Raw genomic sequence first — 19,467 nt, forward strand, 5'->3', positions numbered from 1 at the left:
AACGTCAGGTGAGGGCCGCCCCACCGTCGAGATCCCCGAGCTTCCATTGCACCAGGGTCAAAAGGCTGATCGCGGCCGTCTCCGTGCGCAGGGTGCGGGGGCCCATGGAGACGGATTGAAACCCCGCCTTGCGCGTCTGGAGGCGTTCCTCGTCAGTTAGCCCCCCCTCGGGTCCGATCAGTATCCGTACCCGTCCGGACGTGCCCCCCTTCCCGAACGCGTCGAGTGCCCCGGACAGGGGCGGGCCCTGTTCGTCCGCGACCAGGTCGAGGCCGGGTGAGCTGGCGCCCAGCGCGTCGTCCAGTGTGGCTGGTGGTGCCAGAAGCGGTAGCTCGTTACGGCCGCATTGTTCGGCGGCGGCCTGGATGATCCCGGCCCAGTGGGCATGGCGCTTGTCCAGTCCCCGATGGGCTGCGGCCGAACGGCTGCGTTCGCAGAGCACGGGCCGGATCATGCTGACACCCAGCTCCACCGCCTTCTGGACCGCCAGATCCATATGGTCTCCCCGGGCAATGCCCTGGAGCAGCTCAATGGGGCGTGCGGGTGTGGTGGCGGCGGCGGCGCGCTCGCCCAGGTGGAAGGTGCCGGTGCGCCGTCCGGTGATATCCAGACGGGCGTGGAATTCGTTGCCCTGACCGTCGAACACCCGGCAGGCAGCATGGTTCTTGAGACGCAGGACATTGGTGGCGTAGTGCAGCCGGTCCTGCGACGCGGGAATAGACTGCCCCGCGGCCAGATCCGTGTCGTTGATCAGCAGCCGGGGGCAGCGCATCGGGTGTTACCGACGGTTGTCCAGGTCCAGGTTCTTCCAGATGGTCTCGGTCGGACCGGCCTGGTTCATGGAGTAGAAGTGGATCCCCGGGGCGCCCTTGTCGAGGACGTCGTCGGTCAGGCGCGTGGCGACCTCGATGCCAAACTTGCGGATCGACTCCTTGTCGTCACCGTAGGCCTCCATCCGCTTGCGGATGTAACGGGGGATCTCGGCGCCGCACATCTCGGAGAAGCGCACGATCTGGGTGTAGTTGGTGATCGGCATGATCCCGACAATGATCGGGATGGTGATGCCCATCTTCTCCACCCGTTCCATGAAGGCCTCGTAGGCGTCCACGTTGTAGAAATACTGGGTGATCGCGGCGTCCGCTCCGGCGTCGACCTTGGTCTTGAAGTTCTCCAGGTCTTTCTCGGCGTTCGGGGCCTGCGGATGGAACTCCGGATAGGCCGCGACCTCGATCTTGAACTGGTCGCCGAATTCGGCGCGCACGAACTCCACGAGCTCGGAGGCATAGCGGAAGTCGCCGCCGGAGTTCTTGGTGCCGGACGGCAGGTCGCCGCGCAGCGCGACAATGCGGTTAACGCCGATGTCGCGGTAGGTCGACAGCAGCTCGTGCAGCTCGCCCTTGGTCGAGGAGATGCAGGAGACGTGAGGGGCGGCCGGGATGCCGTCGTTGTCGATGATGTCCCGGACCGTCTCCAGGGTGCGGTCGCGGGTCGAGCCGCCGGCGCCGAAGGTGACGGAATAGAACTCGGGATTCAGTGCGCCCAGACGCTTGCGGGCCTTGGCCAGTCGTTCGGCCCCGGCCTCGTCCTTGGGCGGGAAAAACTCAACGCTGAAGACGCGTTTTTGGGTAGACATGTTTGTCCTCCAGACAAAAAGAAGGCGGACCGCACGAACATGCGGCCCGCCTCGGCGTTCACATTAGCAACGAATTGAAATGTGAGGCTGGCCGATCAGTAGCGGTAGTGTTCCGGCTTGAACGGGCCATCCACCGACATACCCAGGTACGCCGCCTGATCGTCGGTAAGACGGGTCAGGTTGGCGCCCAGCTTGAACAGGTGCAGCTGTGCGACCTTCTCGTCCAGGTGCTTCGGCAGCACGAAGACGTTCTTGTCGTACTGGTCACCCTTCGTCCACAGCTCGATCTGGGCCAGGGTCTGGTTGGTGAAGGAGTTGGACATCACGAAGCTCGGATGACCGGTGCCGCAGCCCAGGTTCACCAGGCGACCTTCGGCCAGCATGATGATCCGGTTGCCGTTCGGCAGGATGATGTGGTCAACCTGCGGCTTGATGTTCTCCCACTCGTACTTGCGCATCGCGGCCACGGCGATCTCGGAGTCGAAGTGGCCGATGTTGCAGACGATGGCCTGGTTCTTCATGCGGGTCATGTGATCTTCGGTGATCACGTCCTTGTTACCGGTGGCGGTAACGAAGATCTCGGCCTTGTCGGCCGCGTCTTCCATCGTGACCACGCGGAAACCTTCCATGGCGGCCTGCAGGGCGCAGATCGGGTCGATCTCGGTGACCCACACGGTGGCACCCAGGCCGGCCAGCGACTGAGCCGCACCCTTGCCGACGTCACCGTAGCCACAGACCACGGCGATCTTGCCCGCGATCATCACGTCGGTGGCGCGCTTGATGGAGTCCACGGTGGACTCGCGGCAGCCGTACAGGTTGTCGAACTTGGACTTGGTGACCGAGTCGTTGACGTTGATCGCCGGGAAGGCCAGCTCGCCGTCCTTCGCCATCTGGTACAGGCGATGGACACCGGTGGTGGTCTCTTCGGTCACGCCCTTGATCTTGGCGAGCTGCTCGGAGTACCAGGTCGGCTGCTTGGCCAGGCGATCCTTGATCGAGGCAAACAGGGCGACTTCTTCTTCGTTCTCCGGGTTGGAGATGACGGACTGGTCCTTCTCGGCCTTGGCGCCGATGTGCAGGAGCAGCGTGGCGTCACCGCCGTCGTCCAGGATCATGTTGGCGCCGCCGTCGAATTCGAAGATGCGGTGGCAGTAGTCCCAGTACTCTTCCAGGGTCTCGCCCTTCACGGCGAAGACCGGGGTGCCGTTGTCGGCGATCGCGGCCGCGGCGTGGTCCTGGGTGGAGTAGATGTTGCAGGAGGCCCAGCGTACGTCCGCACCCAGGGCTTCCAGGGTCTGGATCAGAACCGCGGTCTGGATCGTCATGTGCAGGGAGCCTGCAATCTTGGCGCCCTTCAGCGGCTTGGAGGCCGCGAATTCTTCGCGGGTCTGGATCAGACCGGGCATTTCGGTCTCGGCGATCGCAATTTCCTTGCGGCCGAACTCGGCAAGGTTGATGTCCTTGACGACGTAATCGGTGGTTTTCTTGTCGTTCATCACAGCATTCATGGATCAACTTCTCCGGTTATCTGGATGAGCGCCGTGTTCACGTTTCAGGGGGGGCATCCGGCTGAGCCTGACGGTTAAACCGCTGCAGCGCTCCTCAGCCGGATGGGTATTTCGCTTACAAAATGTCGGGTGCTTTTAGAGGCCCGCCATCTTCTTAAGTTCCTCGGCCTTGTCGGTACGCTCCCAGGGGAGGTCGACGTCTTCGCGGCCGAAGTGACCATAGGCGGCGGTCGCCTTGTAGATCGGGCGCAGCAGATCCATCATCTGGATCAGGCCCCACGGGCGCAGATCAAACACTTCGCGCACGAAGCCTTCGATCTTGCGATCGTCGACCTTGCCGGTGCCGAAGGTGTCGACGGTGATCGAGGTCGGCTCGGCCACGCCGATGGCGTAGGAGACCTGGATCTCGCACTTGTCGGCCAGGCCGGCGGCGACGATGTTCTTGGCCACGTAGCGGCCGGCGTAGGCAGCGGAACGGTCCACCTTGGACGGGTCCTTGCCGGAGAACGCGCCACCACCGTGACGGGCCATGCCGCCGTAGGTGTCAACAATGATCTTGCGGCCGGTCAGACCGGCGTCACCCACCGGGCCCCCGATCTCGAACTTGCCGGTCGGGTTGATGTGGATCTTGTCGTCGGAGACCTGGCTCAGCCATTCGTTCGGCAGCACCTTCTTGAAGATCTCTTCGTAGATCGCTTCCTGCAGATCCTTCTGCGAGATGTCCGGGCTGTGCTGGGTGGACAGGACCACCGCGTCCAGGCCGGCCGGCTTGCCGTCTTCGTAGCGCAGCGAGACCTGGGACTTGGCGTCCGGGCGCAGCCACGGCAGCTTGCCGCTCTTCATCAGTTCGGACTGGATACGCACCATCTTGTGGGCGTAGAAGATCGGGGCGGGCATCAGCGTATCGGTTTCGCGCGCGGCGTAGCCGAACATCAGGCCCTGGTCACCGGCACCCTGGGTGGCGCGGTCGGAGACGTCGCGGTCCACGCCCATGGCGATGTCCTGGGACTGTTCACCCAGCACGTTCAGCACGGCGCAGGTCTTGCCGTCGAAGCCGACGTCGGAATCGTTGTAGCCGATCTCGCAGACGGTCTCGCGCACCAGGCGCTCGTAATCGATCTGCGCGCCGGTGGTGATCTCGCCCAGCAGCATGACCATGCCGGTCTTGGTGGCGGTCTCGCAGGCGATACGCGCATGCGGGTCCTGCTCGATGATGGCGTCGACGATGGTGTCGGAGACCAGGTCGGCCATCTTGTCGGGATGGCCCGCGGAAACCGATTCCGAGGTGAAGATGTAATCGTTGGACATTAGGCGTTCCTTTGTGGGTCGTTTCGATTTAGTTTTGCGCAAAACGACCAGTACTGTAACGCAACTCGACGAGATTTTCTAAGCCCCCCTCCCGGTGTTTGTGGGGCCCCGGGCCGCACGAATCCCGTTGAGACCGCGTTCTGGTGCGCCCTGGCGCCGACTTGCCCCGATCGCGGAAAGTGGCCAAAATGCATCGCCTTTGCTGGGGCTGCTCGGGCCATTCCGTGTCTTTGAGCGCCGGCAGGATCTGTGTGCCCTCGATCGGTCGACCTGTCCGGGTCTGGCCGCCGCTGGTGCCCCGCGCCGCTGATCGCCGCCAGCCGAACCCAAACACTATTTCGAAAGAGCAGGAGTTCAGCATGCCGACCCGTAGAGAGCTTGCCAATGCCATTCGCGCCCTGTCGATGGATGCCGTCCAGAAGGCCAATTCCGGCCACCCGGGCGCGCCGATGGGGATGGCGGACATCGCCGAAGTGCTGTGGAACGACTACATGCAGCACAACCCGGGCAACCCGCACTGGCCCGACCGCGACCGCTTCGTGATGTCCAACGGCCACGGCTCCATGCTGGTCTACTCGCTGCTGCACCTGACCGGCTACGACCTGCCGATGGACGAGCTCAAGCAGTTCCGTCAGCTGCACTCCAAGACCCCGGGCCACCCGGAGTACGGCTACACCGCGGGTGTGGAGACCACCACCGGTCCGCTGGGCCAGGGGATCTCCAACGCGGTGGGCATGGCGCTGGCCGAGAAGATGATGGCTGCGCACTTCAATCAGCCCGGGCACGACATCGTCGACCACAACACCTACGCCTTCCTCGGCGACGGCTGCATGATGGAAGGGATCTCCCACGAGACCTGCGCGCTGGCTGGCACCCTGGGCCTGGGCAAGCTGGTCGCCTTCTGGGATGACAACGGCATCTCCATCGACGGCGAAGTGGAAGGCTGGTTCACCGACGACACCCCGGGCCGCTTCGAGGCCTATGGCTGGCACGTCGTGCGTGGCGTCGATGGTCACGACGCCGATGCGGTCAAGGCCGCGATCGAAGAGGCGCGCAAGGAAACCGGCAAACCGAGCCTGATCTGCTGCCGCACCGTGATCGGCTTTGGTTCGCCGAACAAGTCCGGCAAGGAAGAGTGCCACGGCGCCGCCCTGGGTGACGACGAAATCGCGCTGACCCGCAAGGAACTGGGCTGGAACCACGCCCCGTTCGAGATCCCGAACGACATCTACGAAGGCTGGAGCGCGAAGGACAAGGGTGCCAAGGCCGAGGCCGAGTGGAAGGAGCGCTTTGCCGCGTACAAGCAGGCGCATCCGGAACTGGCCGCCGAGTTCGAACGCCGTATGGCCGGTGACCTGCCGTCCGACTGGAGCGAAAAGGCCAACGCCTACATCAAGGAAACTGTCGAGAAGGCCGAGAAGGTCGCCTCGCGCAAGGCCTCGCAGAACGCGATCGCCGGCATGGCCCCGGCCGTCCCGGAGCTGCTGGGCGGCTCCGCCGACCTGGCCGGCTCCAACCTGACCATGTATTCCGGCTCCAAGGGCGTCAGCAAGGACGATGCCGCGGGCAACTACGTCTACTACGGCGTGCGCGAGTTCGGCATGGCCGCGATCATGAACGGCATCGCCCTGCACGGCGGCTTTATCCCGTACGGCGGTACCTTCCTGATCTTCTCCGACTATGCCCGTAACGGTATCCGCATGTCCGCGCTGATGAAGCAGCGCGTGATGTATGTCCTGACCCATGACTCTATCGGTCTGGGCGAAGACGGCCCGACCCACCAGCCGATCGAGCAGACCCCGAGCCTGCGCCTGATCCCCAACCTGAACGTCTGGCGCCCCTGCGACGCGGTCGAGACCGCCGTCGCCTGGAAGGCCGGCATCGAACGCACCGATGGCCCGTCCGCGTTCATCCTGTCGCGTCAGGGCCTGCCGCACATGGAGCGTGATGGCGAGCAGCTCGCCAATATCGCCCGAGGCGGCTATGTGCTGAAAGACTGCGACGGCACCCCGGACCTGATCTTCATCGCGACCGGCTCCGAGGTCGAGCTGGCAGTGAAGGCGGCCGAGGAGCTCGCCGGCGAGGGCAAGAAGGCGCGCGTCGTCTCCATGCCCTGCGTCGAACTGTTCGAGCAGCAGGACCCCGCCTACCGCGAGGCCGTGCTGCCGGCCGCTGTGCGCAAGCGCGTGGCCGTCGAGGCCGGCGCCACCGCGGGCTGGTACAAGTTCACCGGACTGGACGGCGCCGTGTTCGGCATGGATCGCTTCGGCGAGTCGGCCCCGGGTGGCGCCCTGTTCGACTACTTTGGCTTCAAGCCGGAGAACGTCGCCCAGATCGCCCGTGACGTGCTGAACGGCTAAGCTTACGTCCGCATCGATTTCGCATAAGCAAGAAAGAGAGGAGACATCCTATGTCGATCAAGGTTGGTATTAACGGCTTCGGTCGTATCGGCCGCATGGCCTTCCGCGCCATCGCCAAGGACTTCCCGAACCTCCAGGTGGTCGGTATCAACGACCTGCTGGATCCGGAGTACCTGGCCTACATGCTGCGCTACGACTCCGTGCACGGCCGCTTCGAAGGCGACATCAGCGTCGACGGCGACCACCTGGTGGTGAACGGCAACCGCATCCGCCTGACCGCCGAGAAGGACCCGTCCGCGCTGAAGTGGGGCGACATCAACGCCGACATCGTGATCGAGTCCACCGGCCTGTTCCTGACCGCCGAGACCGCCCAGAAGCACCTGGACGCCGGCGCCAAGAAGGTCGTGATGTCCGCGCCGTCCAAGGACGACACCCCGATGTTCGTCTATGGCGTTAACCACGGTGACTACGCGGGCCAGAACATGGTCTCCGCCGCCTCCTGCACCACCAACGCCCTGGCTCCGGTGGCCAAGGTGCTGAATGACACCTGGGGCATCAAGCGTGGCCTGATGACCACCGTGCACGCCGCCACCGCGACCCAGAAGACCGTTGACGGCCCGTCCATGAAGGACTGGCGCGGCGGCCGCGGCATCCTGGAGAACATCATCCCGTCGTCCACCGGTGCGGCCAAGGCCGTGGGCAAGGTGCTGCCGGAACTGAACGGCAAGCTGACCGGTATGGCCTTCCGTGTGCCGACCTCCGACGTCTCCGTAGTCGACCTGACCGTGGAACTGAACGGCGACGCCAAGTACGACGACGTCTGCGCGGCCATGAAGAAGGCCTCTGAGGGCGAGCTGAAGGGCGTGCTGGGTTACACCGACGAGCTGGTGGTCTCCACGGACTTCCGTGGCTACACCGCCCCGTCCGTGTTTGACGCCGGCGCCGGCATCCAGCTGGACCCGACCTTCGTGAAGGTCGTCGCCTGGTACGACAACGAGTACGGCTACACCTGCAACATGCTGCGCATGGTGGAGCACGTCGCCAAGTAAGGCCTGACGGCCGGGTCCTCGCGGGCCCGGCCGTTTTCCTTGTCCCGGGTTGGCCGGGATCCAGAGGCCTGGGGCGAGTCCCGAACGGGGCTGGCCCGAAGCCTTTATCTGTTCAACGTATTTCCGAGAGGTACTCCCATGTCTGTCATCAAGATGACCGATCTCGACCTGAATGGCCGCCGCGTGCTGGTGCGCCAGGACCTGAACGTGCCGGTGAAAGGCGGCAAGGTCACCTCCGACGCGCGTATCCGTGCGAGCCTGGAGACCGTGCAGAAGGCGCTGGACGCCGGCGCCGCGGTGATGCTGATGTCGCACCTGGGCCGCCCGACCGAGGGCGAGTTCTCCGAGGAGGATTCCCTGGCCCCGGTCGCCGAGCACATGGCCGGTCTGCTGGGCCGCGAAGTGCGCTTGGTGCGGGATTACCTCGACGGTGTGGACGCCCAGCCGGGTGAGGTCATCCTGCTCGAAAACGTCCGCTTCAATGCGGGCGAGAAGAAAGACGACGAGGCGCTCGCCAAAAAGTACGCGGCCCTGTGCGACGTGTTCGTGATGGATGCCTTTGGTACCGCTCACCGCGCCCAGGCCTCGACCCATGGTGTGGCGAAGTTTGCCCCGCAGGCCTGCGCCGGTCCGCTGCTGGCCAAGGAACTCGAGGCCCTGGGCAAGGCCCTCGAGACCCCGAAGCGCCCGCTGGTGGCCATCGTGGGCGGCTCCAAGGTCTCGACCAAGCTCACCGTGCTGGAATCGCTGTCCAGCGTGGTGGATCAGCTGATCGTCGGTGGCGGCATCGCCAATACCTTCATCGCGGCCCAGGGCCACGGTGTCGGCAAGTCGTTGTACGAGGCCGATCTGGTCGATGAGTCCAAGCGCCTGATGGAGGCGGCTCGCGCCAAGGGCGGCGAGATCCCGGTGCCGACCGACGTGACCGTGGGCAAGGAATTCTCTGAGTCCACCCCGGCCGAGACCAAGTCTGTCGATGCCGTAGCCGATGACGACATGATCTTCGACGTCGGCCCCGATACCGCGGCGACCTACGCCGAGGCCCTGCGCAACGCTGGCACCATCGTCTGGAATGGCCCGGTCGGCGTGTTCGAGTTCGACCAGTTCGCCGCCGGTACCAAGGCCCTGGGCGAGGCCATCGCCGAGAGCAATGCGTTCTCCATCGCCGGCGGGGGCGACACCCTGGCCGCGATCGACAAGTACAACCTGGCCGATCGCATCAGCTACATCTCCACCGGTGGTGGCGCCTTCCTCGAGTTTCTCGAAGGCAAGACCCTGCCGGCCGTCGCCATCCTGGAAGAGCGCGCCCGCGGCTGATGCCCGGCGCGCTCTCCGCTGACGGAGAACGACGCGGATGAGACGTACCAAGATCGTGGCCACCCTCGGGCCGGCCACGGATACCGACGAGGCCATGGAGGCCATCATCCTGGCCGGCGTGGATGTCGTTCGATTGAACTTCTCGCATGGCGACCCGGATGACCATCGTACCCGGCTCGCCCGCCTGCGCGCCGCGGCGGATCGCGCGGGTCGCTGCGTCGGCGTCCTTGGCGATCTGCAGGGCCCCAAGATCCGCATCGACCGCTTTCGCGAAGGTCGGGTCCAACTCCAGGAAGGCGCGTCCTTCGCGCTGGACGGGGACCTGGATCGCGACGCCGGGGATGGGACCCAGGTCGGGCTGACCTACAAGGAACTGCCGCAGGACGTGCGCCCCGACGACATCCTGTTGCTGGATGACGGGCGTATCGTGCTCAAGGTGACCGCCGTCAACGGGGCGCGCATCGAGACGACCGTCGTGGTCGGGGGCGAGTTGTCCAACAACAAGGGCATCAACCGCCAGGGCGGTGGCTTGTCCGCCCCCGCGATCACCGAAAAGGACCGCGAGGATATCCGTCTGGCGGCCGAGCTTCAGGTGGACTACCTGGCCGTCTCCTTCCCGCGTTCCGCGCAGGACTTGCACCTGGCGCGCAGCCTGTTGAATGACGCCGGCTGGGAGGCCGGGATCTGCGCGAAGATCGAGCGCTCCGAGGCCCTGGAGGTGATCGACGAGATCATCGCGGCCTCCGAGGTGATCATGATCGCGCGCGGGGACCTCGGCGTGGAGATTGGTGACGCCGAGCTCCCCGGCGTGCAGAAGACCCTGATCTCGCGGGCGCGTACGCTCAATCGTCTGGTCATCACGGCGACTCAGATGATGGAGACCATGATCCAGAACCCGATCCCGACGCGTGCCGAGGTCTTCGATGTGGCCAACGCGGTGCTCGACGGCACGGACGCCGTGATGCTCTCCGGCGAGACCGCGACGGGGCGCTATCCGGCGCGCGTGGTCGAGAGCATGGACCGGATCTGCGAGGCCGCCGAGCGCCAACGCGCCGCGCGCCAGTCGGACCACCGCATGGATTCGACCTTTGGCCGCGTCGACGAGGCCATCGCGATGGCCACGATGTACACGGCGAACCACCTGGACGTGGCGGCCATTGCCGCACTGACCGAATCCGGTTCCACGGCCCTGTGGATGTCGCGTATCAGCTCCGGTATTCCGATCTACGCGCTCACCCAGCACGAGTCCACCAGCCGCCGTATGACGCTCTATCGCGGGGTATACCCCCGGATCCTGGAGCCGATCCCCGAAAGCCACGAGAGTCTGAACCGTGAGGCGGTCAACTTGCTCCGGGCCGAGGGCGTCGTGCAGGATGGCGGGCTGGTTATCATTACCAAGGGTGATTTGCAGGGCGAACATGGCGGTACCAATGCCATGAAGATCGTGCGCGTTGGCGACGAGTTGTGAGCCGACGCGGCCCCCTGGAAGACCCAAGAGCTTTTACTACGTCAGTCCGATCCCGTTAAGGAGGAACCCATGGCACTGATCTCCCTTCGTCAACTGCTGGACCATGCCGCCGAGCACGGCTATGGCATGCCGGCGTACAACGCCAACAACATGGAACAGGTCCACTCGATCATGGAAGCGGCCGCCGCGGTCGACTCCCCGGTGATCATTCAGGCCTCCGCCGGTGCCCGCAAGTACGCCGGCGAGCCCTTCCTGCGTCACAACATCATTGCCGCCATCGAGCAGTATCCGGACATCCCGGTCGTGCTGCACCAGGACCACGGCTCCGAGCCGGCGGTCTGCCTGCGCTCCATCCAGTCCGGCTTCAGCTCGGTGATGATGGACGGCTCCTTGATGCCCGACATGAAGACCCCGGCCAGCTACGACTACAACCGTGACGTGACCGCCAAGGTCTCCGAGATCGCCCACGCCTGTGGTGTGTCCGTGGAAGGCGAGCTGGGCTGCCTGGGTTCCCTGGAAACCGGCATGGCCGGCGAGGAAGACGGCTCCGGTGCCGAAGGCAAGCTGTCCCACGACCAGCTGCTGACCGACCCGGACGAGGCTGCCGACTTCGTGAAGAACACCAAGTGCGACGCCCTGGCGATCGCCATTGGTACCTCCCACGGCGCCTACAAGTTCACCCGTCCGCCGACCGGTGACATCCTGGCCATCCAGCGCATCAAGGAGATCCACAACCGCATCCCGGATACCCATCTGGTCATGCACGGCTCCTCCTCCGTTCCGCAGGAGTGGCTGGAAATCATCAACAAGTACGGCGGCGACATGGGCGAGACCTATGGCGTGCCGGTTGAAGAGATCCAGGAAGGCATCAAGCACGGCGTGCGCAAGGTCAATATCGACACCGACCTGCGCATGGCCTCCACCGGTGCGGTGCGCAAGTTCCTGGCCGAGAACCCGAAGGAATTCGACCCGCGCAAATTCCTTAAGGCCTCCACCGCGGCCATGAAGGACATCTGCCAGGCCCGTTACGAGGCCTTCGGTTGCGCCGGCATGGCGTCCAAGATCAAGCCGATCTCCCTGGACGACATGGTCAAGCGTTACCTGTCTGGCGAGCTGGATCCCAAGGTCAACTGATCTGCGGATCGCAGCACGGAAAAGGGGGCTTCGGCCCCCTTTTTTTATGCGATCATGTCGCCAATTCCGAGCAATCCGGAGCGTTTACCCAATGCAGCGACTGATCCATCTTTGCCTGACCGCGCTGGTGGTGGCTGCGCTGTCCGCCACTGCCCACGCCAACCCGTTCAGCCGCGAGGTTGACCCGCAGGACATTGTCGACCGGGCGAAGGTCACGCTGGAGCGTATGGCCACGCACCCCGAATACGAACACCTCCAGGAAGATCTGCGCACCGCCCGAGGTGTCGTCATCTTCCCGCGTATTGGACGCGGCGCGTTCCTGATCGGGGGCTCCGGGGGCATGGGTGTGTTCCTCGCCTGGGACGAGGACAAGGGCGACTACTCGCCGGTTGCCTTCTATTCGGCCGGGTCGATCAGTTTTGGTATGCAGTTCGGGGGTGATGCCGCCGAGGTGGTGATGGTCGCGCGCACCCAGGATGCGGTGGACTCGATGTTCGGTTCGGCGATCCGTCTCGGCGCCGATGCCTCCGTTGCCGCCGGTCCGGTCGGGGCCGGGCGTGGCTCCACCCCGACGGCCGACTTCCTGACCTATTCCCGCTCGCGTGGGGCCTATCTGGGGATGAGCCTGTCCGGCTCGCGCCTGACCGTGCGTGACGACTTCAACGAGGCGTACTACGGCGAGGCGCAGCGACCGGTGCACATCATCGAGAGCCGACGCGTGGATCACGCCGGGACGCGCGAGCTGCGCGACCTGCTGGCCTCCTTCCGCCAGCCCGAAGAGGCCGCCGAGCCGACGACCGGGAGCGGCGACATGCGCCCGGATCAAACCCTGGACGAGGTCACCCCGGGCGAAGGCGGCATCCGCCAGGACGACTTCCAGGTGGAGAGCTTCTGAGTCGCCTCCTCCGGGGCTATCCCCTCCGGCAGCGACAGGATGGGTGCGGCCGTGTACCGGGCCAGCGCCCCGGCATTGTCCAGCAGGGGATCGGTATCGGCGTGGCGACGGTTGAGCACGATCCCGGCCAGTTGCAGGCCACGACGTTCCAGGGCCTCCAGCGTCAGCAGGCAGGTGTTCAACACCCCTAGCCGGTCCTCGGCGACCAGCAGGACCGGGAGGCCCAGGGTCTGCGCCAGGTCGGCGTTCAGGCCATCGCCGCACAGCGGCGAATAGAACCCGCCCGCACCCTCCACCAGTCGGGGGCCACCACCCGGCACCTCGCAGGCCTGAACCAGTTCCGCGACCGTCAGCTGCACACCCTGGCGCGCAGCGGCCTGATCGGGTGCCAGCGCATCGGGAAACCGCCACGGCGTCACCTGCGCCACGGCCGTTGCGGGAAGGCCGGCCGCCGCGGTCAGGGCGGCGCCATCCTCGGGGAACAGCGTGCCGTCGCGCTCGGGGCAGCCAGATTCCACCGGCTTGCGTGGCTGCGGGTCCAGGCCCTCGGCGCGCCACGCTGCCAGCAGGGCGCAGCCAACGAAGGTCTTGCCGACGCCGGTGTCGCTGCCCGTGACGAACAAGCCCTGTGGCGGCATTTCGATCATGCGTCGCGGGTCAGGCGTTCCAGGGCCTCGCGGTAGCGCGCAGCCGTTTGCTCCGCGACCTCGGGCGGCAGCTCGGGTCCGGGAGCGGTCTTGTCCCAGTCCAGGGTCTCGAGATAGTCGCGCACGTACTGTTTGTCGAAGGACTCGGGGCTCCGGCCTGGCGCATACTGGTCCGCCGGCCAGAAGCGCGAGGAGTCCGGCGTGAGGACCTCGTCGATCAGGTGCAGGGTCCCGTTCGCGTCCACCCCGAACTCGAATTTGGTATCGGCGATGATGATCCCGCGCTCGGCCGCGTAGTCGCGCGCCATCGCGTAGATTGCCAGTGCGGCCTTGCGCACCTGTTGCGCCCGTTCCTCGCCGATCGTGTCCACTACGGTGGCGAAGTCGATGTTCGCGTCGTGATCACCGACCGCTGCCTTGGTGCTGGGGGTGAAGATGGCCTCCGGCAGCTTCGAGGCCAGTTCCAGGCCGGCCGGCAGCGGGATGCCGCAGACCGCGCCGCTGACCTGGTAGTCTTTCCAGCCGGACCCGATCAGGTAGCCGCGCACCACGGCCTCCACCGGCAGCGCCTCGAGCCGGCGAATCACCAGACTGCGGCCCTCCAGTGGCGCCCGGATCGCCGGGTCGGGGACCACCTGTTCCAGCGCGATGTCGGTCAGCTGGTTGGGGATGCCCAGCTCGCGTTCGACCTTGTGCATCCAGAACTCGGTAATTGCGGTCAGCATCCGCCCCTTGCCCGGGATCGGGGTGGGCAGGATCACGTCAAAGGCCGACAGGCGGTCGGTGGTGACCATCAGCAAGTGGTCGGCGTCGACCGCGTACAGGTCGCGCACCTTGCCGCGATGGACCAGTTCGAGATCGGGGATGTGGCTTTCCAGCAGGGCGTCGCTCATCAGTGCTTCCGTTCGGTCGGCTTGTGGTCAGTCGTCTGGCAGTTCGGCGATCAGGTCGTGCTCGTCGGTGTCGGTGATCGCGACCTCGATGAAGTCCCCGGCATCCACCGATTCCGGGTCGACCCCGGCCACGCGGATCACGCCGTCGATCTCCGGGGCCTCCGCGGCAGAGCGGGCAATCACGGTCCCGTCCGTGTGCACCTCGTCGACCAGCACTACCGGCTGGCTGCCGATCCGGCGGCGCAACCGCTCGGCGCTGATCCGGGCCTGCACGTCCATGAAGCGCGCCAGTCGCTCCTCGCGCACGGCCTCCGGCACCGGGTCCGGCAGGTCATTGGCTGCCGCGCCCTCCACGGGCGAGTAGGCAAAGGCCCCGACGCGGTCCAGCTGCGCCTCGTGCAGGAACTCCAGCAGGGTCTCGAACTCGGCCTCGGTTTCGCCCGGAAAGCCCACGATAAAGGTCGAGCGCAGGGTCAGGTCGGGGACCTGCTCGCGCCAGCTCGCGATGCGTTCCAGTACGCGCTCGGCGGCGGCCGGGCGGCGCATCGCCTTGAGTACCCGGGGGTGGCCGTGCTGCAGCGGCATGTCCAGATACGGCAGGATCCCACCGTCCTCGCCCGAGCCCATCAGCGGGATCAGCCGATCCACGTGCGGGTAGGGGTAGACATAGTGCAGACGCACCCAGATGCCGAGCTGGCCCAGTGCCTCGGCCAGGTGGGCGATGTCGGAACGGATCGGGCGCCCGCCATGGAAGCCAGTGCGGTACTTCACGTCCACGCCATAGGCCGAGGTGTCCTGCGAGATCACCAGGATCTCGCGCACGCCGGCCGCGGCCAGGCGCTCCGCCTCGGCCAGCACCTCGCCGATCGGGCGGCTGACCAGGTCGCCGCGCAGGCTGGGGATGATGCAGAAGCTGCAGCGGTGATTGCAGCCCTCGGAGATCTTCAGGTAGGCGTAGTGGCGCGGGGTCAGGCGGATGCCCTGCGGCGGCACCAGTGACTCGAACGGGGCCGCCGGCGGCGGCAGGTGTTCGTGCACCACGCCCACCACTTCCTCGTAGGCATGCGGGCCGGTGACCGCGAGCACGCCCGGGTGGGTCTCGTGGATGCGCTCGGCATCCTTGCCCAGGCAGCCCGTGACGATCACCCGGCCATTGGCATCCAGGGCCTCGCCGATCGCGTCCAGGGATTCGGCCACCGCATCGTCGATGAAGCCGCAGGTATTGACCACGACGAGGTCCGCGCCGTCGTAGTCGGCGGCGATCTCGTAGCCTTCGGCGCGCAGGCGCGTCAGGATCTGTTCGGAGTCGACCAGGGCCTTCGGGCAACCGAGGCTGACAAAGCCCACGCGCTGCGCGTTGTCGGGAGACGGGGTGTTGCTTTTATTCACAGTACGTTATCGCCTTCTGGGAGCTGCTCCGGGCGCGCCCCGATCGTGGTGCGTCAGCCGGTGTACTCCCCGATTGTTCTTTTGATTTAACGGGTTGCGTGGACAGGGTGTCGTTCGGGGACGGGTTGCGCCGCCCCTTTTGGCCCCGTTGGCGGCCGGCGTTGACAATCCGTCCACAAGGTTATCCACAGGCCGCCCCAAATGCCTCGAAGGGACGCTATCTTCAGGGGCTTGCGTACACAGGGCCCGCTTGCCGGCCTTCACGAAGGACCTTGCAACAGCCCCGGAAAGGCGGCTATGCTATCGCACTTTTCGCCAGAACACGCGTGAGCCGACCATGAAAGCCGACATTCATCCGAACTACCACAACGTCAAGGTCATCTGCAGCTGCGGCTCGCAGTTCGAGACCCGCTCCACTCTCTCGAAAGACGAGATGCATTTGGACGTGTGCTCGCAGTGCCACCCGTTCTACACCGGCAAGCAGAAGATCGTTGACACCGCCGGTCAGGTCGACAAGTTCAACCGCCGCTTCGCATTCTAGGGAGACGCTGGTCTAAACGCGCGTCCGCGCTCGAGTCGCTTTTGCGTGCGAACAAGGCGCGGTGACTGCCGTGCAGTCATTCTGCACAAAGGAACCGCAACGCCGTTCTCGCGCAAAAGCGGCCGAGCCCCTTCGGGGTTGGCACCCCAGGTTCCCCGATCCGGCGTTGCGGCCCTTGCCGGTAGAACCACTACCGGCTGCGCACCGCGCCTTGTCTCGGAAAACCTGGGGTGTCAACGCGGACGTGCGATTAGACCAGCGTCTCCCTAGAGTGCGTTCGCGCCCGATGGCGCGAGGTGGTTTCTGGCGGGGCGTCCAGTGGATGCTCGCGCCATGTAACGAGGGCGTCCCGCGGGGCGCCCTCGTTTGTTTGGTCGCGCTTTCGGCGTGGCTGCTCGCCCCGGGGGCCGCGGCGCAGTGTGCACTGGAGGACCACGACCCACGCGATCTGCAGCGCGTAACGGTCGAGCGTGTCTGGGCGCCGGATGCCCTGGAGCTGGAAGACGGGCGACATATCCGTCTGCTGGGTCTGGCATCGGCGGCCGCACTCCCGTCGGTCGCGCCACAGCTGTTACCGGTGGGCTTCGGGCTGGACTCGCGCGAATCCCTGGAGGAACGCCTGCGCGGCGTCGATCAGCGCCTGGTGCTGTTGCCGGGACGTCCGGCCCGCGACGCCCATGGCCGCTTGCGCATGCATGCCTGGATCGACGATGGGCCGCTGCTGGCGGCCAGTCTGATTGGTGATGGCCTGGCGATGCCGCGCCCCGGCCCGGAACCGGGGCCCCTGGATGAGTGTTACTACGGGGCCGAGACCGTGGCACGGGAAGCGTCACGAGGGCTCTGGCTGGAGCGGCTCGAGGCCTTCCCGGTCGGCTGGCTGGAGCCGCCGCGCGAGCGCTCGCAGGGGCGGCTGCGGGTCCAGGGCGAGGTGATCGACGTGCGCGTGCGCGACCCGCACTGGGTGCTCGTACTGGACGGCCCGCTGGACCTGCTGATCTCCGGCGATGACCGCGATTTTTTCGAGGATCTGGAACCACGCTCACTGCTGGGTAACACCGTTGTTGCGCGCGGCGCGGTGTATCCTTGGAGGGAGCGAGGGCGGATGCGTATCCGCCACCCCTTTGATCTCGAGGTGCTTGATCCATGAACGCCCTGTCCCGCCTGTTTCCCCGTCGCTGGGCGGCGCTGGCCCTGACGCTGCTGATCGGCGCGGGCCTGGCCGTTGCGCTGCCGGGCTGTACTACCAACCCGGTCACCGGGCGCTCGCAGCTGATGCTCGTTTCCGAGAACCAGGCGATCGACGCCTCGCGCACGGCCTATGTGGAGATGCTGGCCCCGGCGCGCGAGGAGGGGAGGGTGGACGCTGACCCGGAGATGACCGCGCGCGTACAGCAGATCACCGAGCGTGTGGTGGCGCAGGCGGTCAAGTACCGCCCCGAGACCGCCGACTGGGATTGGGAGATTCGCGTGATCGAGGCACCGGACACGGTCAACGCCTTCGCCATGGCCGGTGGCAAGATGGCGATCTACTCCGGCATCATCGAGCAACTGGAACTGACCGACGACGAGCTGGCGCAGATCATCGGCCACGAGATCGCCCATGCGCTGTCCGCGCACACGGCCGAGAAGATGTCGGTGGCCCTGGCCAGCAATCTCGCGGTAGCGGGCTATGCGATGACCGGCGACCGCTCGCCCGTCGCACTGACCGGCGCCGCCCTGGGGGCCGCGCTCGCGGTGCAGCTGCCGCACAGCCGCCGGATGGAGGCGGAGGCCGACCGCATCGGGATCGAACTGGCCGCGCGGGCCGGTTATGATCCGGACGCGGCCGCGAGCCTGTGGCGCAAGATGGCGGAACAGGCCAACGGAAGTCATCCGGTGTTCCTGAGCACGCACCCGGCGCCCGAGTCGCGCCAGCGCGACCTGACCCGCATGGCCGACGAGTTCCGGCCGCTGTACGAACAGGCCCGGCGCTCCTCGGTGCCGACCCACCCGGTCAACTGACCGGTCGCGGGGCCGGACCGGCCCCGGAACCCCGCTGCACTCTGACAGCCACTGCTTGAAAGGCCCCGCAACGCCATGTCCAACGATTTCACCCAGCGCGCGCTGGACTACCACGAACAGCAGCCGGCCGGGAAACTGGCCATCCACATCACCAAGCCCACGGCGACCCAGGATGACCTCTCCCTGGCCTATTCGCCCGGCGTGGCCGCGCCGGTGCGCGCGATTGCCTCCGATCCGGAGCTGGCCTACCGCTATACCGGCAAGGGCAACCTGGTCGCGGTGATCACCGATGGCACGGCCGTGCTGGGACTGGGCAATGTCGGCGCGCTGGCGGCCAAGCCGGTGATGGAGGGCAAGGGCGTCCTGTTCAAGGCCTTCGCCAACATCGACGTCTACGACATCGAGGTGGATGCGCCGCAGCCGGAGGACTTCATCAACACCGTGGCCCGCATTGCCGGCGGCTTCGGCGGGATCAACCTCGAGGACATCGCCGCGCCGCACTGCTTCGAGATCGAGCGCCGCCTGTCCGAGCGTCTGGATATCCCCGTCTTCCACGATGACCAGCATGGCACGGCGGTCATCACCGCGGCCGGTCTGGTCAATGCCCTGGAGATCCAGGGCAAGAAGCTCAGTGACGCGAAGATCGTCTGCGTTGGCGCCGGCGCGGCCGGCATCGCCTCCATGCAACTGCTGCTGCGCCTGGGGGCGAGCAAGAAGAACCTGTTTATGGTGGACCGCAAGGGCGTGATCCACAGCCAGCGCAACGACCTGAACGAGTACAAGCAGATCTTCGCGGTCGATACCGAGGCGCGCACGCTGGAGGACGCCTGCGAGGGGGCGGATGTCTTCATCGGGCTGTCGGGCCCCGATCTGCTGACGCCCGAGATGCTGAAGTCCATGGCACCAAAGCCGGTGATCTTCGCGCTGTCCAACCCGGATCCGGAGATCCGGCCGGAACTGGCGCTCGAGACGCGCGACGACCTGATCATGGCGACAGGCCGTTCGGACTACCCCAACCAGGTCAACAACGTGCTGGGCTTCCCGTTCATCTTCCGCGGTGCGCTGGATGTGCGCGCGCGCCGGATCAATGACGAGATGCTGGTCGCGGCCGTGCATGCGCTGGCCGAACTGGCTCGCGAGCCGATCCCGCAGGCCGTGCTGGACGCCTATGGCCTGGAGGCGCTCGAGTTTGGTCCGCACTACATTCTGCCGACCCCGTTCGATCCGCGCCTGATCGATACTGTGCCGCAGGCGGTCGCACAGGCCGCGCGCGACAGCGGGGTTGCCCGCCGCTAAGGAGACGCTGATTGATCAGCGCTTCTCC

Annotated in this window: 17 protein-coding genes and 1 riboswitch; of the genes, 10 read left to right on the forward strand and 7 right to left on the reverse strand. The window is 66.0% G+C overall.

Features of this window, described 5'->3' with window-relative positions; all coding sequences use genetic code 11:
- Positions 1-4 precede the first annotated feature (4 nt).
- The 4 genes from F468_RS0109465 to metK all read right to left on the reverse strand — a co-directional run bounded on the left by F468_RS0109465 (position 5) and on the right by metK (position 4,449).
- Positions 5-772 carry a 16S rRNA (uracil(1498)-N(3))-methyltransferase gene (locus tag F468_RS0109465; protein ID WP_018138131.1) on the reverse strand — a complete coding sequence of 256 codons (768 nt, stop codon included), beginning with the start codon at positions 770-772 and terminating at the stop codon, positions 5-7.
- A 6-nt stretch (positions 773-778) separates the two neighbouring features.
- Positions 779-1,633, reverse strand: a complete 855-nt coding sequence (gene metF / locus F468_RS0109470; protein WP_018138130.1) for a methylenetetrahydrofolate reductase [NAD(P)H] — start codon at positions 1,631-1,633, stop codon at positions 779-781.
- A gap of 95 nt (positions 1,634-1,728) precedes the next feature.
- Complete coding sequence (gene ahcY / locus F468_RS0109475; protein ID WP_018138129.1) at positions 1,729-3,141, reverse strand: adenosylhomocysteinase; 1,413 nt, start codon at positions 3,139-3,141, stop codon at positions 1,729-1,731.
- 19 nt (positions 3,142-3,160) lie between these two features.
- Positions 3,161-3,243, reverse strand: a riboswitch (S-adenosyl-L-homocysteine riboswitch).
- A 33-nt stretch (positions 3,244-3,276) separates the two neighbouring features.
- A complete protein-coding gene (gene metK / locus F468_RS0109480) occupies positions 3,277-4,449 on the reverse strand; it encodes a methionine adenosyltransferase (protein WP_018138128.1) in 1,173 nt (390 codons plus the stop codon).
- A gap of 359 nt (positions 4,450-4,808) precedes the next feature.
- On the opposite strand from metK, the gene tkt reads away from it, so the two are divergent.
- The 6 genes from tkt to F468_RS0109510 all read left to right on the forward strand — a co-directional run bounded on the left by tkt (position 4,809) and on the right by F468_RS0109510 (position 12,672).
- On the forward strand, positions 4,809-6,809 hold the full coding sequence (gene tkt / locus F468_RS0109485; protein WP_018138127.1) for a transketolase: 2,001 nt from the start codon (positions 4,809-4,811) through the stop codon (positions 6,807-6,809).
- A 50-nt stretch (positions 6,810-6,859) separates the two neighbouring features.
- A complete protein-coding gene (gap, locus tag F468_RS0109490) occupies positions 6,860-7,858 on the forward strand; it encodes a type I glyceraldehyde-3-phosphate dehydrogenase (RefSeq protein ID WP_018138126.1) in 999 nt (332 codons plus the stop codon).
- 138 nt (positions 7,859-7,996) lie between these two features.
- Positions 7,997-9,175, forward strand: coding sequence for a phosphoglycerate kinase (locus F468_RS0109495; RefSeq protein WP_018174936.1), 1,179 nt, complete (start codon positions 7,997-7,999; stop codon positions 9,173-9,175).
- A 37-nt stretch (positions 9,176-9,212) separates the two neighbouring features.
- Positions 9,213-10,643, forward strand: coding sequence for a pyruvate kinase (gene pyk, locus F468_RS0109500; RefSeq protein WP_018138124.1), 1,431 nt, complete (start codon positions 9,213-9,215; stop codon positions 10,641-10,643).
- Between the two features lie 69 nt (positions 10,644-10,712).
- A complete protein-coding gene (gene fba / locus F468_RS0109505) occupies positions 10,713-11,777 on the forward strand; it encodes a class II fructose-bisphosphate aldolase (RefSeq protein ID WP_018138123.1) in 1,065 nt (354 codons plus the stop codon).
- Positions 11,778-11,868: 91 nt separating this feature from the next.
- Entirely contained in the window at positions 11,869-12,672 is an 804-nt protein-coding gene (locus tag F468_RS0109510; RefSeq protein ID WP_018138122.1) for a lipid-binding SYLF domain-containing protein, read from the forward strand.
- On the opposite strand, the gene bioD is transcribed toward F468_RS0109510, so the two are convergent.
- From bioD to rimO, 3 genes are read right to left on the reverse strand one after another with little or no spacing between them, the layout of a single operon-like run.
- Complete coding sequence (gene bioD / locus F468_RS0109515) at positions 12,600-13,319, reverse strand: dethiobiotin synthase (RefSeq protein ID WP_018138121.1); 720 nt, start codon at positions 13,317-13,319, stop codon at positions 12,600-12,602. The genes F468_RS0109510 and bioD overlap by 73 nt on opposite strands.
- Positions 13,316-14,212, reverse strand: coding sequence for a phosphoribosylaminoimidazolesuccinocarboxamide synthase (locus tag F468_RS0109520; RefSeq protein ID WP_018995036.1), 897 nt, complete (start codon positions 14,210-14,212; stop codon positions 13,316-13,318). Before F468_RS0109520 ends, bioD begins: the two co-directional genes overlap by 4 nt.
- Before the next feature lie 27 nt (positions 14,213-14,239).
- The gene (gene rimO, locus F468_RS0109525; protein WP_026296524.1) at positions 14,240-15,601 is read right to left on the reverse strand and encodes a 30S ribosomal protein S12 methylthiotransferase RimO; all 1,362 of its coding nucleotides are present in this window, start codon (positions 15,599-15,601) and stop codon (positions 14,240-14,242) included.
- Between the two features lie 337 nt (positions 15,602-15,938).
- Between rimO and rpmE the strand changes: the two genes are divergently transcribed.
- The 4 genes from rpmE (at position 15,939) to F468_RS0109545 (ending at position 19,439) form a co-directional block, all read left to right on the forward strand.
- Positions 15,939-16,142, forward strand: a complete 204-nt coding sequence (gene rpmE, locus F468_RS0109530) for a 50S ribosomal protein L31 (protein ID WP_018174932.1) — start codon at positions 15,939-15,941, stop codon at positions 16,140-16,142.
- Between the two features lie 370 nt (positions 16,143-16,512).
- Positions 16,513-17,289, forward strand: coding sequence for a thermonuclease family protein (locus F468_RS0109535; protein WP_018995038.1), 777 nt, complete (start codon positions 16,513-16,515; stop codon positions 17,287-17,289).
- Positions 17,286-18,143 carry a M48 family metallopeptidase gene (locus F468_RS0109540; protein ID WP_018993239.1) on the forward strand — a complete coding sequence of 286 codons (858 nt, stop codon included), beginning with the start codon at positions 17,286-17,288 and terminating at the stop codon, positions 18,141-18,143. Before F468_RS0109535 ends, F468_RS0109540 begins: the two co-directional genes overlap by 4 nt.
- 75 nt (positions 18,144-18,218) lie before the next feature.
- On the forward strand, positions 18,219-19,439 hold the full coding sequence (locus tag F468_RS0109545) for a malic enzyme-like NAD(P)-binding protein (protein ID WP_018138115.1): 1,221 nt from the start codon (positions 18,219-18,221) through the stop codon (positions 19,437-19,439).
- Positions 19,440-19,467 lie beyond the last annotated feature (28 nt).

Source organism: Thioalkalivibrio sp. ALJ2 (assembly GCF_000378325.1).
Lineage (GTDB): Bacteria > Pseudomonadota > Gammaproteobacteria > Ectothiorhodospirales > Ectothiorhodospiraceae > Thioalkalivibrio.

Bases quoted from the DNA above. Each gene is read 5' to 3' on its own strand.
- F468_RS0109520 (WP_018995036.1), bottom strand. From the start codon at position 14,212: ATGAGCGACGCCCTGCTGGAAAGCCACATCCCCGATCTCGAACTGGTC.
- ahcY (WP_018138129.1), bottom strand. From the start codon at position 3,141: ATGAATGCTGTGATGAACGACAAGAAAACCACCGATTACGTCGTCAAG.
- rpmE (WP_018174932.1), top strand. From the start codon at position 15,939: ATGAAAGCCGACATTCATCCGAACTACCACAACGTCAAGGTCATCTGC.
- pyk (WP_018138124.1), top strand. From the start codon at position 9,213: ATGAGACGTACCAAGATCGTGGCCACCCTCGGGCCGGCCACGGATACC.
- F468_RS0109465 (WP_018138131.1), bottom strand. From the start codon at position 772: ATGCGCTGCCCCCGGCTGCTGATCAACGACACGGATCTGGCCGCGGGG.
- F468_RS0109510 (WP_018138122.1), top strand. From the start codon at position 11,869: ATGCAGCGACTGATCCATCTTTGCCTGACCGCGCTGGTGGTGGCTGCG.
- F468_RS0109540 (WP_018993239.1), top strand. From the start codon at position 17,286: ATGAACGCCCTGTCCCGCCTGTTTCCCCGTCGCTGGGCGGCGCTGGCC.
- F468_RS0109545 (WP_018138115.1), top strand. From the start codon at position 18,219: ATGTCCAACGATTTCACCCAGCGCGCGCTGGACTACCACGAACAGCAG.
- metK (WP_018138128.1), bottom strand. From the start codon at position 4,449: ATGTCCAACGATTACATCTTCACCTCGGAATCGGTTTCCGCGGGCCAT.
- F468_RS0109495 (WP_018174936.1), top strand. From the start codon at position 7,997: ATGTCTGTCATCAAGATGACCGATCTCGACCTGAATGGCCGCCGCGTG.
- gap (WP_018138126.1), top strand. From the start codon at position 6,860: ATGTCGATCAAGGTTGGTATTAACGGCTTCGGTCGTATCGGCCGCATG.
- tkt (WP_018138127.1), top strand. From the start codon at position 4,809: ATGCCGACCCGTAGAGAGCTTGCCAATGCCATTCGCGCCCTGTCGATG.
- bioD (WP_018138121.1), bottom strand. From the start codon at position 13,319: ATGATCGAAATGCCGCCACAGGGCTTGTTCGTCACGGGCAGCGACACC.
- metF (WP_018138130.1), bottom strand. From the start codon at position 1,633: ATGTCTACCCAAAAACGCGTCTTCAGCGTTGAGTTTTTCCCGCCCAAG.
- fba (WP_018138123.1), top strand. From the start codon at position 10,713: ATGGCACTGATCTCCCTTCGTCAACTGCTGGACCATGCCGCCGAGCAC.